15 protein-coding genes are annotated in these 13,212 nt (G+C 68.8%); 7 read left to right on the top strand and 8 right to left on the bottom strand.

Going from position 1 to position 13,212, the window contains the following annotated elements:
* Positions 1–121: 121 nt before the first annotated feature.
* Positions 122–508, top strand: a complete 387-nt coding sequence (locus tag VKQ35_RS09880; protein WP_324361027.1) for a hypothetical protein — start codon at positions 122–124, stop codon at positions 506–508.
* Here VKQ35_RS09880 and VKQ35_RS09875 read toward each other — a convergent pair.
* Positions 505–2,109: an alpha-amylase family glycosyl hydrolase gene (locus tag VKQ35_RS09875; protein ID WP_324361025.1), complete on the bottom strand. Its 1,605-nt coding sequence runs from the start codon at positions 2,107–2,109 to the stop codon at positions 505–507. The two genes, VKQ35_RS09880 and VKQ35_RS09875, sit on opposite strands and share 4 nt — an antisense overlap.
* 5 nt (positions 2,110–2,114) lie before the next feature.
* On the bottom strand, positions 2,115–2,738 hold the full coding sequence (locus VKQ35_RS09870) for an ATP-dependent Clp protease proteolytic subunit (protein ID WP_324361023.1): 624 nt from the start codon (positions 2,736–2,738) through the stop codon (positions 2,115–2,117).
* Positions 2,739–2,907: 169 nt separating this feature from the next.
* Here VKQ35_RS09870 and VKQ35_RS09865 point away from each other — a divergent pair, with 169 nt between their 5' ends.
* On the top strand, positions 2,908–3,432 hold the full coding sequence (locus VKQ35_RS09865; protein ID WP_324361021.1) for a DUF1993 domain-containing protein: 525 nt from the start codon (positions 2,908–2,910) through the stop codon (positions 3,430–3,432).
* Here VKQ35_RS09865 and VKQ35_RS09860 read toward each other — a convergent pair.
* Positions 3,429–4,904 (bottom strand): M20 family peptidase, encoded by a 1,476-nt coding sequence (locus VKQ35_RS09860; RefSeq protein ID WP_324361018.1) that lies wholly within the window; start codon positions 4,902–4,904, stop codon positions 3,429–3,431. The genes VKQ35_RS09865 and VKQ35_RS09860 overlap by 4 nt on opposite strands.
* Before the next feature lie 100 nt (positions 4,905–5,004).
* Between VKQ35_RS09860 and VKQ35_RS09855 the strand changes: the two genes are divergently transcribed.
* Positions 5,005–5,802 (top strand): SDR family oxidoreductase, encoded by a 798-nt coding sequence (locus tag VKQ35_RS09855; protein WP_324361017.1) that lies wholly within the window; start codon positions 5,005–5,007, stop codon positions 5,800–5,802.
* 13 nt (positions 5,803–5,815) lie between these two features.
* Here the strand turns inward: VKQ35_RS09855 and VKQ35_RS09850 are convergent, their stop codons facing one another.
* Positions 5,816–6,313: a cupin domain-containing protein gene (locus tag VKQ35_RS09850; protein ID WP_324361015.1), complete on the bottom strand. Its 498-nt coding sequence runs from the start codon at positions 6,311–6,313 to the stop codon at positions 5,816–5,818.
* Between the two features lie 67 nt (positions 6,314–6,380).
* Complete coding sequence (locus VKQ35_RS09845) at positions 6,381–6,770, bottom strand: VOC family protein (protein WP_324361013.1); 390 nt, start codon at positions 6,768–6,770, stop codon at positions 6,381–6,383.
* A 78-nt stretch (positions 6,771–6,848) separates the two neighbouring features.
* Between VKQ35_RS09845 and VKQ35_RS09840 the strand changes: the two genes are divergently transcribed.
* Together VKQ35_RS09840 and VKQ35_RS09835 are read left to right on the top strand one after the other, a co-directional pair.
* Positions 6,849–7,607, top strand: coding sequence for a helix-turn-helix transcriptional regulator (locus VKQ35_RS09840; protein WP_324361012.1), 759 nt, complete (start codon positions 6,849–6,851; stop codon positions 7,605–7,607).
* 38 nt (positions 7,608–7,645) lie between these two features.
* Entirely contained in the window at positions 7,646–8,317 is a 672-nt protein-coding gene (locus VKQ35_RS09835; protein WP_324361011.1) for a spermidine synthase, read from the top strand.
* Here VKQ35_RS09835 and VKQ35_RS09830 read toward each other — a convergent pair.
* A complete protein-coding gene (locus VKQ35_RS09830; RefSeq protein ID WP_324361010.1) occupies positions 8,292–9,467 on the bottom strand; it encodes an aminotransferase in 1,176 nt (391 codons plus the stop codon). The genes VKQ35_RS09835 and VKQ35_RS09830 overlap by 26 nt on opposite strands.
* A 60-nt stretch (positions 9,468–9,527) precedes the next feature.
* On the opposite strand from VKQ35_RS09830, the gene VKQ35_RS09825 reads away from it, so the two are divergent.
* The gene (locus VKQ35_RS09825; RefSeq protein ID WP_324361009.1) at positions 9,528–9,983 is read left to right on the top strand and encodes a GNAT family N-acetyltransferase; all 456 of its coding nucleotides are present in this window, start codon (positions 9,528–9,530) and stop codon (positions 9,981–9,983) included.
* On the opposite strand, the gene trhA is transcribed toward VKQ35_RS09825, so the two are convergent.
* Positions 9,980–10,672, bottom strand: coding sequence for a PAQR family membrane homeostasis protein TrhA (gene trhA / locus VKQ35_RS09820; RefSeq protein WP_324361007.1), 693 nt, complete (start codon positions 10,670–10,672; stop codon positions 9,980–9,982). The two genes, VKQ35_RS09825 and trhA, sit on opposite strands and share 4 nt — an antisense overlap.
* Positions 10,673–10,804: 132 nt before the next feature.
* Between trhA and VKQ35_RS09815 the strand changes: the two genes are divergently transcribed.
* Positions 10,805–11,332, top strand: a complete 528-nt coding sequence (locus tag VKQ35_RS09815) for a CHRD domain-containing protein (RefSeq protein ID WP_324361005.1) — start codon at positions 10,805–10,807, stop codon at positions 11,330–11,332.
* A gap of 3 nt (positions 11,333–11,335) precedes the next feature.
* On the opposite strand, the gene typA is transcribed toward VKQ35_RS09815, so the two are convergent.
* Complete coding sequence (typA, locus tag VKQ35_RS09810) at positions 11,336–13,168, bottom strand: translational GTPase TypA (protein ID WP_324361003.1); 1,833 nt, start codon at positions 13,166–13,168, stop codon at positions 11,336–11,338.
* Between the last annotated feature and the right edge of the window lie 44 nt (positions 13,169–13,212).

Here is a 13,212-nt window from a genome sequence, read left to right as displayed (position 1 = left end):
CGGGGCGGAAGCCTCGGCGCGAGTCCAGGTATTCAATGAGATCGAATTCACAGGTGAAGCAAATTCGTTTTTCCGGCGAACGACCGCGGTCTAGTCAACAGCCAGCGATGGAGAATTGCTGATGCTGAAGATTGCTATTTGCGCCGCCACGGCCCTGCTGCTGACCAGCCCGGCTCGCGCCCAGACGGCCGGGACGGATGAGGCCGCCGCCGTGCGCGACTTCCTCTCCGGCACCTGGGAGATCGATGTGCCGGCCGGAGACTGGAGCGCCAAATACTACCTGGCCGCCGACCACACTTTCCGCGAGACCGGCTCGGACGGCGAGGTGCGTGGGACCTGGGAACTGAAGGACGGCAAGCTCTGCACGACCGCCGACCATCTGGTGGCCCCCGACCGCATCAAGACCTACTGCAACAAGGGGGTCGGCAAGCATGCGGGCGAGCAGTGGACCGACGCCGACCCGGTGACGGGCAACACGGTCTTCTTCACCCTGAAGGCGGGGCGCTAGGCGAGCCGCAGGAAGGCCGCGGCCCATTCCGACAGGCCGATGGAGCCGCCGCGCAGGTCGGCGTCGCCGGCGCGGACCTCCAGCAGGGTCGCGCCGGCGAGTTCCGGGGCGTCGACGAACCGGGGCTCGCCGCTCAGGTTGAACAGGCAGGCGATAGCCTCGTCGCCGTCTCGCCGGACAAAGGCCAGAATGGGATCGGGGACGTCGAGGAAGGTCAGCTCGCCCGCGGTCATGGCCGCGGAGTCCCGGCGGAACTCGATTATCGCGCGGGCGAAATTGAGCGTGGAGTCCGGGTCGGCGTCCTGGGCCGCGACGGTCAGGTCGGCGTGCTCGGCGGCGGCCGGCAGCCAGGGCGTCCCGGCGCTGAAGCCGAGGTTCGGTCCCGCCGCCCAGGGCATGGGCGTGCGGCAGCCATCGCGGCCGCCGGTGTAGGGATAGTAGAGATCGCCGACCGGATCGCGCAGCTGGTCGCGCCGCAGCGACGCCTGCGGCAGGCCCAGCTCCTCGCCCTGATAGATCAGCGTCGTGCCCTTCAGGCTGAGCAGCAGCGCGAACAGCAGCTTCGCCAACTCGGGAGAGGTGCGCTCGCCTCCGAAGCGGCTGACCGTGCGCGGCACGTCGTGGTTGGAGAAGCTGATGGTCGGCCAATGCGCCGGGAAGCGCGCGAGCGTCGCGTAGTGGTCCTTGATGAACTGGGGCTCCAGCTTGCGGGCCAGCAAGAGGACGAAGGTGTAGGCCGAGTGCAGGCCCTCGGCGGGCGAGAGATAGGCGCCGCAGCGTTCCTCTTCTTCGGAAAATTCGCCGAACACGAACCTGTCGCCGTGCGCCTCCACCCGTCGCCGGACCACGTCGAGCAGCGGCTTGTTCTCAGGAAGGTTGGAGTCGAACAGGTGCTTTTGCAGGTTGCCGGCGTGGGACCAGTCGTACCGGGTGCGCTCGGCCATCGGCACCGGCGGATTGGGCGTCAGCGCCGCGTCGTGCAGGAAGGTGCCCGCCACGTCGAGGCGGAAGCCGTCGACGCCCCTGGCGAGCCACGTGTCGAGGACGGTCAGCGCCGCCTCGCGCGCGCCGTCGCTCAGCCAATTGAGTTTCGGCTGCTGGCGCAGGAACTTGTGGTGGTAGTGCTGCCGGCGCGCCGGCTGGTAGGCCCAGGCCGGGCCGCCGAATACCGATAGCCAGTTGTTGGGCGCCGTGCCGTCGGCCTGCGGGTCGGCCCAGACATACCAGTCGGCCTTGGGCCCGTCGGCGCCGCCGGTCAGGCTTTCGACGTACCAGGGATGGACGTCGGAGGTGTGGCTCAGCACCTCGTCCAGCAGCACCTTCAGGCCGCGGGCGTGGGCGGCGTCGAGCAGCCGTTGGAAGTCGTCGGCCGCGCCATAGTCGGCCTGCACGCCGTCATAGTCGGCGATGTCGTAGCCCCAGTCGCGGTTGGGCGAGGGGTGGATGGGCGAGAGCCAGATCCCGTCGACGCCGAGGCTCTGGATGTAGTCCAGCTTGGCCTCCACGCCCGGCAGGTCGCCCTGCCCGTCGCCATTGCTGTCGAAGAAGCTGCGGACGTAGACGTGGTAGAGGACCGCGCCCTGCCACCACGGCTTCGCCACCTAGGTCAGACCTCGGATGTGTCGTTGATGATCCGCGAGACCAGGCCGTAGTCGACGGCCTCCTCCGCGCTCATCCAGAAGTTCCGCTGGGTGTCCTTGACGATCCGTTCGACGGTCTGGCCGGTCTCCTTGGCGATCATCCGGTTCACACGGTCGCGCATCTTGATGATCTGCTCGGCCTCGATCTGGATGTCGCTGGCCTGGCCGCGCATGCCGCCCGCCGGCTGGTGCAGCAGGAAGCGGGTGTTGGGCAGGCAGAGGCGGTTTTCCTTCTTGGCGCCCAGGAAGATGTGCGCGCCGGCGCTGGCCACCCAGCCGGTGCCGATCACCTTCACTTCGACGCCGCAGAAGCGGATCATGTCGTGGATGGTGTCGCCGCTTTCGACATGGCCGCCCGGCGAGTTGATGATCACCCGGATCGGCTTGTCGTTGTCCGCCGAAAAAGCAGTGATCTGGGCGGTGACCCGCTCGGCCAGCCGCATGTCGATCTCACCGAAGATCAGCACCGTGCGCGACTTGAAGAGCGCGTTCTGCACCGGCCCGGCGGTCATCGGCATGTCGGGCTGGCGGCCCTTGTCCTCGTCGTCGCCGTCTTCGTCGTCGAGCCAGCTGGTGTAGATCTCGCGCATGTAGTCCTCGTGGAAAGGTGTGCCCGGAACGTGCGTCGCCGGAGCCGCCACCGCAAGGGGGCGCCCGCCGATTCCCCTCGGCTTATTGGCGCGAGCGGCCTGACAAGCCTTAGGCCAAATGGCAGTAACAGGGTCTGAAGCCCAAGGCATCTTCGGCGGAGATTTTTCGATGGCGTCGTCGTTCTACGACATCAGCGTGGCGAGCTTCCTGCAGACGGTGACCGCTGTCGGCGGCTTCCTCAATCGGACGGTCCAGTACTGCGCTCAGGCGGGCCGCAACCCCGACGACTTCGTGGGCGCGCGCCTCTACGAGGACATGGCGCCCTTCCATTTCCAGGTCGAGGCCCTGTCGCACCACGCTGTCTATGGGATCGAGGCGGCGCGGACCGGGGTGTTCGATCCGCCGGGCCTGATCGGCGCGCAGCCCTTCGCCGGTCTGCAGGCGATGGTCGCGCAGGCGGAGGCGGCGCTGCGGGCCTATGTCCCCGACGAGGTCAACGGCTGGGCGGGCCGGGATTTGGACCTGCAGATCGGCCCCAGGCGCCTGGCCTTCACCTCGGAGACCCTGATCCTTTCTTTCTCGGTCCCCAACTTCCATTTCCACGCCACCACGGCCTACGCGATCCTGCGCAGCAACGGCGTACCGCTCGGCAAACGGGACTACGAGGGCCAGCTGCGGGTGAGGGCCGCCTAGCCCGCCGCCGTCGCGATCAGGCGGGCGTAGAACTCGACGCACTGCTTCAGGTTGGCGAGCGTCAGGTGTTCGTTGGTCCCATGGATCGCCTCGATCTCGCTCGCGCCGAAGTCCATGGGCTGGAAACGGTAGACATCGACTGCCACCGACTGCAGGTGACGGCTGTCGGTGGCGGCGGTGACCAGGCTGGGCGCGACCGGCGCGTCGGTCACCCGATGCGCCACGGCGGCCAACACCTTCCAGCCCTCGGAGCTGGTCGATGAAACCGGCGAGGGCTCGAAGGGCGGATCGACCCAACCCAGCGTGACCGGCAGGCTGGCGACGGCCGCCTTCGCCTTGGCCATGACGCCCGCCGAGCTGTCGCCGGGCGCGATGCGGTAGTTGATCCAGGCGGCGGCGTCCTGCGGCAGGACATTCTCCTTGGGGCTGCCCTGCAGCATGGTGGGCGCGATGGTGGTGTGCAGGAGCGCGGCGCCAGCCGGGGCCGCGCCGATCTGCTTGATCAGCAGCGGCTTGAAGAGCCAGGCGTTGGCGACGGCCATCCTGACCGGGAACGGCGCGGTGGGCGCCAGCGTCTGCAGCATCGCCGCGCCCGGGCCCCGGAAGGCCATCGGAAAGCCGTGGGCGGCGATGGCGCTGACCGCGTGGGCCAGCGTCACCACGCCGCCGCCGTCGGCGGGCGGGGCCGAGGAGTGGCCACCTTCGGCCTTGGCGGTGACCTTGAGCGTCGCGTAGCCCTTCTCCGCCGTGCCGATCAGGGCCAGGCGGCCGCCGGTGATCGGATTCTCGGTGATCACCGCCAGGCCCTCGTCGACCACGAACTGCGCCTTCACCCCGCGCGATTTCAGCAGCGCCGCGGCGGCCCGCGCGCCGGTCCCGTGGGTCTCCTCGTCCTCGCCGGAGACCACGATGACGGTGCGCCTGGGCTTGAAGCCGCCCTTGGCCAGGGTCTCCAGGCCTTCGAACAGGGTGATCAGGCTGCCCTTGTCGTCGATGGACCCGCGGCCCCAGACCGCGCCCTCGGCGATGGCGCCGGAGAACGGCGGATGCTTCCAGTCGCCCTCCGAGCCCGCGGTCACCGGCACCACGTCCTGGTGGGCCATCAGTATGATGGGGCTGAGCGACGGGTCTGAGCCTTTCCAGGTGTAGACCAGTGTGTTCTTACCCACGATCTCGCGGCTCATGGCGGCGTGCGCGGCGGGATAGGTCGTGCTGAGGAAATCGTGCAGCCGGGCCCATTCGGCCGGCTGGTCGTCGGCCAGGCTCTGGTGGCTGACGGTCTGAATCTGCACCGCCTGTGACAGGTGCTGGGCGGCGGCGTCGACGTCGACCGCCACCGCCGGGGCGACCTTCACCGACGCCAGGTCGGCGGCGGCCGGCGGCTTGAAGCTGAAGGTTCTGACCAGCACCACCGCCACCAGAACGCCCAGGATCAGCACTAGGCCCAGCAACAGCCGTCCGATCGTCCGCATGCGCAGGCTCCCCAATTCGACGCGAGCTTACCTTGACGCCTGTCGGGACGGCATCGCAAATGGCCGGCAAATCAAACAGGCGTTTTGAGGGAGCCCAGGGATGAGCGACACGATGACAAAGGCCGGCAGCCTCGCGGGCACCCTGTTCGACCTGACCGGCAAGGTCGCGGTGATCACCGGCTCCTCGCGCGGCATCGGCAAGGCGATCGCCGAGCAGATGGCGGCGCATGGCGCCAAGGTGGTGATCTCGTCGCGCAAGGCGGGCCCTTGTGAGGAGGTGGCCGCGGCGATCAACGCCCGCTCCGCCGGCCACGCCATCGCGGTCCCGGCCAACATCTCCTCGAAGGACGACCTGCAGCGGCTGATGGACGAGACCCGCAAGGCGTTCGGCAAGATCGACATCCTGGTCTGCAACGCCGCCTCGAACCCGTTCTACGGCAGCCAGCTCGACATCAGCGACGACGCCTTCGGCAAGATCTTGACCAACAACATCGTGGCCAACAACTGGATGATCGGCATGGTCGCGCCGGAGATGAAGGAACGCCGCGACGGCTCCATCATCATCGTCTCCTCGATCGGCGGCCTGCGCGGCAGCGAGGTGATCGGCGCCTACTGCATCTCCAAGGCCGCCGACATGCAGCTGGCCCGCAACCTCGCCAAGGAGCTTGGGCCGCACAACATCCGGGTCAATTGCGTGGCGCCGGGCCTGGTGAAGACCGACTTCGCCAAGGCGCTCTGGGACACCCCGGCCGGCGAGGAACGCGCCAGTTCCGGCACCCCGCTGCGGCGCTTGGGCGAGCCCGACGACCTGGCCGGCGCCGCGGTCTATCTGGCGAGCCGGGCGGGCGCCTGGACGACGGGGCAGACGTTTGTGGTGGATGGCGGCTCGACCTGCTGAGCCCGCGCTGCGACTAGGTCTTCGACCCCGCCCGCGCCATGCCGTCGTGGCCGCCCAGCGTCCGCGGCGGGACGTCGGCCCAGCGGTCTTCGCGGGTGGCTTCGTAGACCTCGTTCAGCGGGTAGTGGATGCGGTTCTCGGGCTTGGACTTCTCGCCGCCGACCAGCAGGCGGACCTCTTCCGACGTGTTGTTGAGGAAGGTGTGGCAAATCCCCGTCCCCGCCGGGAAGGCGATGAAGTCGCCCGGCTCCAGGGGATGCAGCACCCCGTCGATCCAGACATCGGGGCGGCCTTCCAGCACGAAGGCGAACTCCTCCTCGGCGCTTTCGGCGTGCGGGTACGACGTGCGGCGGCCGGGGAGCAGCCGCTCGTGGTGGATGCCCATCTTCGTCAGGCCGAGCTTGCGGCCAAGCGGCGCGCCGATCGACTGCAGCTCGGTGTCGCCGGGATAGTGGCTGTCGTCAGGACCCTCGAGGTCGCGCCAGTGGGCGATGAAGTCCGGCCGTTCCATGGGTGTCGCCTCGATCCTCGGAGGCCCTGAACTTAGGCGCCCGCGGCGGATTTCGCGACCGGCTCGCTCATTCCGGCCACTGCGCGCTCTCGTACTGCATGGCGCCGGCGATGTTGCCCTCGGTGTCCTGGAAGAAGATCAGGTGGCCGACGGTCTCGATGTGGAAGGGCGGCATCAGCACCTTGCCGCCCGCCGCCTCGATGGCCGCCATGGCGGCTTCGATGTCTTCGACGCCGAAGGTGATCTCCATGCCGGGCATCTTCACCCCGCCGAGGTCGCGCCGGCCTTGCAGGGCGGCCACGTGGCCGCCGCCGGAGTCGCGGGTCTGGTAGAAGCCGGGCGGGCCCCAGGGGGTGAAGGTCCAGCCGAAGACCTGTTCGTAGAAGGCCTTGGCGCGGGGCACGTCATCGGCGTTGATCGCGAAGTGGCGCAAGATGGCGGGCTGGGCGGCGGGCATGGCGGAGGCTCCTTCGCGGCCAAGCTAGACCTTTCGCGGGGCGGCGTGCTTGCGCTAGTCTGCCGAACAATGTCGCCGATGCGCCAAATCGAGCCCGATCCTGACGGCTATCCGGTGCGGGGCCTGGCCACCACCTATCGAACCGGCCATCGGCTGGACCTGCACACGCACCCCTGGGCGCAGCTGGTCTATGCGGTGAGCGGGGTGATGCAGGTGGAGACGCCGCACGCCGCCTGGCTGGCGCCGCCGACACGGGCGATCTGGCTGCCGCCGAACATGCCGCACGCCATCGAGATGCGCGGCGTCGTGGCGATGCGGACGCTCTATCTGACGCCGGTCGATCCGGAGGGACGCCTGGCCCACTGCCGGGCGCTGGAGGTGGCGCCGCTGCTGCGCGAGCTGATCCTGCACATCGTGCGGTTGGGGATGCTGCGCGAGGGCGACGCCGAGCACGAGCGGCTGGGTGGGCTGCTGATCGACCTGCTGGTGCGGGACCGGACATTGCCGCTTGAGCTGCCGCTGCCCAGGGATCGCCGCGCGCGGGGCCTCGCCGAACGGATCCTGGCGAGTCCCGGCGACGAGGCGACGCTCGCCGACCTGGCGCGGGGCTCGGGCGCGAGCCTGCGCACCCTGCAGCGGCTGTTCCTCGCCGAGACCGGCCTGCCGCTGGAGCCCTGGCGCTGCCGGGCGCGGATGCAGCAGGGCGTGGTCGCCTTGAGCGCCGGCGCCTCGGTGACGGCCGCCGCGCTGGAAAGCGGCTATCAGAGCCCCAGCGCCTTCATCGCCGCCTTCAAGCGCGCCTTCGGGGTGACGCCCGGCCGCTACCGCCCGGCCTGAGGCATGGCGCCGGCGCCCGTGCGGTGCGAAGGAGGGCGATGATCCCCTGGGAGCACCTCGACAGCGCGAAGATCCCCGGCGGCGGCGACCTGCGCTTGATGCGGCGGGGCGCGGAGCTGTCGATCATGTCGGGGTCGACCGAGCTTATGAACAGCCGGCTCAGCGGCTCGGAGCAGGCGTTGGCGACGCTGGCCATCGAACGGCTGGCGGGCCGGGCGCGGCCGCAGGTGCTGATCGGCGGCCTGGGCATGGGGTTCACCCTGCGCGCGGCGCTGGCCGAGCTTTCGAAGGACGCGGGCGTGGTGGTCGCCGAGTTGATCCCGGCGGTGGTGGCCTGGGCGCGCGGGCCGATGGCGGAGCTGTTCGCCGGCTGCCTGGACGACCCGCGGGTCACGGTCCGCGAGGCCGATGTCGCCGATCTGATCGGGAGCGCGAGGGCGGCCTTCGACGCCATCCTGCTGGATGTGGACAACGGCCCGGGCGGCCTGAACCGCGACGCCAACGACCGGCTCTATTCGATCGGCGGGCTGAACGCGGCGAAGCGGGCGCTGCGGCCGGGCGGCGTGCTGGCGGTCTGGTCGGGCGGCCGCGACGACGGGTTCACGCGGCGGCTGGAGAGCGCCGGCTATCTGGCGCAGGAAATCCCGGTCAGGGCCACCGGCGGCAAGCGCGGCGCGCGGCACGTCATCTGGCTGGCGACGCCACGCTGAGCTCGCGGGCCTTGGCCAGGCGCTCGACGCCGGCGTCCAGCGTCGCGTCGCGCTTGGAGAAGCAGAGGCGCACGATGTTGCGGACGTGGTCCGCCTCATAGAGTGCGGAGACGGGGATGGCGGCGACGCCCGCCTCATGCACCGCGCGCAGGCAGAACGCGCGGTCGTCCTCGGCGACGCCGGAGGCGGTGAGGTCGATGTTGACGAAATAGGTCCCCTGGGCGGGCAGGACCGCAAACCCTTCGCGCCTCAGGCCCTCGCTCAGCCGGTCGCGGGAACGTTCGAGGTCGCGCGGCATGGTCGCGAACCAGTCCTCGGAATTCTCCAGGCCCCAGGCGACGGCGGCCTGCAGGTTGGGCGCGGTGGTGAAGGTCAGGAACTGGTGGGCGCGGGCCAGGCTGTAGGAGAGCGCCGGCGCGGCGCAGAGGAAGCCGACTTTCCAGCCGGTCAGGCCGAACATCTTGCCCGCCGAGCCGATCTTCACGCAGCGCTCGCGCATGCCGGGCAGGTTGATCAGCGGCCGGTGCTTGGCGGCGCCGAACACCACCTGCTCCCAGACCTCGTCACAGATGGCGATGACGTCGTGCTTCACGCAGAGCTCGGCCAGCAGGGCCAGGTCCTCGTCGGGCAGCACCGTGCCGGCGGGATTGTTGGGGTTGTTCAGCACCACGAACTTCGTCGCGTCGCTGAAGGCGGCCTCCAGCATCGCCCGGTCGAAGCGCCAGCGCGGCGGCTGCAGGCTGATGAGCTTTGGGACCCCGCCGGCCAGGCGGATCACCGGCAGGTAGCTGTCGTAGAGCGGCTGAAAGACGATCACCTCGTCGCCGGGCTGGATCAGGCCCAGGAAGGCGGCGGCGAGCGCCTCGGTGGCGCCGGACGTGATGGTGATCTCGGACGTGGGATCGAGGTCCAGGCCCTGGGTGCGCGCATAGTGCCCGGCGACCGCGGCGCGCAGCTCCGGCAGGCCGGCCATCGGCGGATACTGGTTGTAGCCGTTCAGGACAGCGTCGGCCGCCTTCGCGCGGACCGCCTCGGGGCCCGGGTCGTCCGGAAACCCCTGGCCCAGGTTGATGGCGCCCAGCGTGCGGGCGAGCCCCGACATCTCCTCGAAGACGGTCATCGGCAGGCTTGAGAAGATCGGGTTGGGCATTAAATCATTCGAGTCGATTGCGGGGCGGCGGAGCTTCGCCTGAGCGGAGCCTGCCCGTCCATGGAGATCGTCGAGTTCACGCCGGAGCACGCGGGCGCCTTCAAGGCGCTGAACGAGGCGTGGATCACCAAATACTTCGCCATCGAGGCCAAGGACCGCGAGGTGCTGGACGATCCGAAGGGCAAGATCGTCGACGCCGGCGGTCGTATCTTCATGGCCTTCAAGGATGCGGAACCCGTGGGCTGCGTGGCGCTGATCCGCATGGATGACGGCGGCTATGAGGTGGCCAAGATGACGGTCGCCGAAACCCTGCGCGGCTCCGGTCTGGGCAAGCTCCTGATGCAGCGCTGCATCGACGCGGGCGCGGAGGCCGGCGCGCCACGGCTCTACCTGGAGACCAATTCGAGCCTGGCGCCAGCGCTTGGCCTCTACCGGACCATGGGCTTTGTCGACACCGCGCGGCCCGCGCGCAACGACTACGCGCGTGGCGACACCTGGATGGAGCGGCGCTACTAGCTCCGGCTGACCAGCACCACGCCCAGCAGGACGGCCGTCCAGTGGGCCGCCGCGGCGGCGACCACGTGGCCGTGCCAGATGGCGCGGGCGAACTTCAGGCGCTTGTTCACATAGAAGATGACGCCGGTGGAATAGAGCACGCCGCCGGCCAGCAGCAGCAGCAGGGCCACCCAATAGACGTGGTCGATCATCGGCTTGAGCGCCACCACCACCAGCCAGCCGAGCGCCAGGTACAGCGCCAGCGACAGCCGCCGGTCCATCTTCGGCAGGGTCAGCTTCATCGCCACGCCCAGGCCCGCGATGCTCCAGACCGCGATGGTCATGCCCCAGGCCCAGCCGCCCTCGAGATTGTGGATGGTGAAAGGGGTGTAAGAGCCGGCGATCATCAGGAAGATGCCGGCGTGGTCGAGGTTGCGCAGCCTGGGCCGGTAGTGCGCCTTGGCGAAATTATAGGCGGTGGAGAAGGCCAGCATGGCCAGCAGCCCCGCGCCGTAGATCGACACCCCGACGACCGCGCTGATCGAGCCGGCGCGGACCGCGAACGCCAGGAGCACGATCCCGCCGATCAGGGCCAGCGTCAGGCCGACGATGTGCACCACTAGGTCGGCGCATTTGGCGGCCGAAGTCGGATAGTGGCGGGGCGGCTTGGCGGCTGGCGCCGGAGCCGGCGTGGGCGCGATCAGGGTCATGGGGATATCCGGGCTCCCGCGGAGGTCTCTATCAGCGGTCTCATCTTGGCGGGGGTTCGTCCAGTTATCGCTTTGCAATCTTCGCGCGCGCCGCCATGAATCGCAGGCAGCTTGACCTTCAGGGAAACCCGCATGTTCGGACCGATCGCGGCCATCTCAGCGGCCATAACCCTGGCGCTTGCCGGCCCCGCGGCGGCCAAGGAGCTGGCGTTCAAGGCGAACCTCAGCGGCGCGACGCCGTCGACCACGACCGGCTCGAAGGCCACGGGCGAGGCGAAGATCAAGGTCAACACCGACACCCAGACGGTCGATGTGGCGCTGAACGTCGAGGGTCTGGGAATAGAGGATCTCTGGACCAACCTGCTGCATTCGCCGATGGGCGCGATCCACCTGCACGTCTACGGCTCGAAGGATCACGGCGGCGGGGCGGATTCGGCCCTGATGTTCCCGCTGCCCTATGGGCCCAACTATGTGTCGACGCCCAAGGGCTTCAAGGTCGAGATGAAGGCCGAGCCCTATGCCGAGGGCGCCAAGCTGGTGAACTCCAAGGCCAGCTTCGACGAGTTCGTCGCCGCGCTCGCCAATGGCCGGATCGTCGTCAACATCCACACCAACGCCAAGACCGACGGTGAGATCAGCGGGGATGTTAGCCCCGCCTAAGCTCTAGTCTTCCTTGACGCGCTTCTTGCGGAAGGAGGGGTTCAGGACCTTCTTGCGCAGACGGATGGACTTGGGCGTCACCTCCACCAGCTCGTCTTCCTCGATATAGGCGATGGCCTGTTCGAGGGTCGGGCGGCGCGGCGGAATCAGGCGCACGGCTTCGTCCTTGCCGGCCGAGCGGATGTTGGTCAGCTGCTTGGACTTCATCGGGTTGACGTCCAGGTCGTCCGCCCGCGAGTTCTCGCCGATGATCATGCCCTGGTAGGTCTTTTCGCCGCCGCCGACGAACATCGTGCCGCGGTCTTCCAGGTTCCACAGGGCGAAGTCGGTGGTCTCCCCGTCGGAATTGGAGACCAGCACGCCCTTGCGGCCCGCGTCGATGGCGCCCTTGTAGGGCTCGTAGTGGCTGAACACCCGGTTCAGCACGCCGGAGCCGCGGGTGTCGGTCAGGAACTCGCCCTGGTAGCCGATCAGCGAGCGCGAGGGGCTCATCAGGCTGAGGCGGGTCTTGCCGGCGCCCGACGGGCCCATGTCCTTCAGCTCGGCTTTGCGGGCCGAGAGCTTCTCGATGACGATGCCGGTGAACTCGTCGTCCACGTCGATCATCACGTCCTCGAAGGGCTCCAGGCGCTCGCCGGTCTCGGGATCGGCCTGGAACACCACGCGCGGGCGGCTGATGGAAAGCTCGAAGCCTTCGCGGCGCATGCTTTCGATCAAGACGCCCAGCTGCAGTTCGCCGCGGCCGGCCACCTCGTAGGCGTCCTTTTCCGAAGTCTCGCTCACCCGGATAGCGACGTTGGACTCGGCTTCCTTCAGGAGGCGCGCGGCGATCACCCGGCTCTGCACCTTGTCGCCTTCGCGGCCGGCGAGCGGGCTGTCGTTGACGCTGACGGTCATGGAGATGGTCGGCGGGTCGATGGGTTGCGCGGGCAGCGCCTCGGTGACGTCCATGGCGCAGAGCGTGTCGGCGACGGTCGCCTTGGAGAGGCCCGCGATGGCGACGATGTCGCCGGCCTCGGCGTCCTCGATCGGCTGGCGCTTCAGCCCGCGGAAGGCCAGCACCTTGGTGATCCGGCCACGCTCGATCTCCTTGCCGTCCAGGTGGAGCGCGTGAATGGCCATGCCGGGCGTCGCCTTGCCCGACTGGATGCGGCCGGTCAGCAGGCGGCCCAGGAACGGATCGTTCTCGATCAGCACCGCGAGGATCTGGAAGGGCTTGTCCTTGTTGGCGACCACGGCCGGTTCAGGTACGTGGCGCACGATCAGGTCGAACAGCGGCGCCAGGTTGTCATTGGGCTTGGCCATGTCCAGCGTCGCCCAGCCGTTCTTGCCCGACGCATAGATGTGCGGGAAGTCCAGCTGCTCGTCGGTGGCGCCCATGGCGGCGAACAGGTCGAAGACGTCGTTCAGGACGCGGTCGGGATCGGCGTGCGGCCGGTCGACCTTGTTGAGGCAGAGGATCGGGCGCAGGCCCATCTTCAGCGCCTTGCCGAGCACGAACTTGGTCTGCGGCATGACGCCTTCTTCGGCGTCCACCAGGATGACGCAGCCGTCCACCATGCCCAGGATCCGCTCGACCTCGCCGCCGAAGTCGGCGTGGCCGGGGGTGTCGATGATGTTGATGCGGGTGTCGCCCGCCTCGCCGTGCCAGAGGACGGAGGTGCACTTGGCTAGGATGGTGATCCCGCGCTCGCGCTCCTGATCGTTGGAGTCCATGGCGCGTTCGGCGTGCGCCTCGTTGGCGCGGAAGACCCCGGACTGGGCGAGCAGCTGGTCCACCAGCGTGGTCTTGCCGTGGTCGACGTGGGCGATGATGGCGATGTTGCGGAGCGACATGGGATTCTTAAAGGCGTGTCTCGGGAGCGAGGAAGGCGCGCTTG

It is taken from the genome of Phenylobacterium sp. (genome assembly GCF_035309685.1).
GTDB lineage: Bacteria > Pseudomonadota > Alphaproteobacteria > Caulobacterales > Caulobacteraceae > Phenylobacterium.
This window is presented reverse-complemented; position numbering and strand designations above follow the sequence as displayed.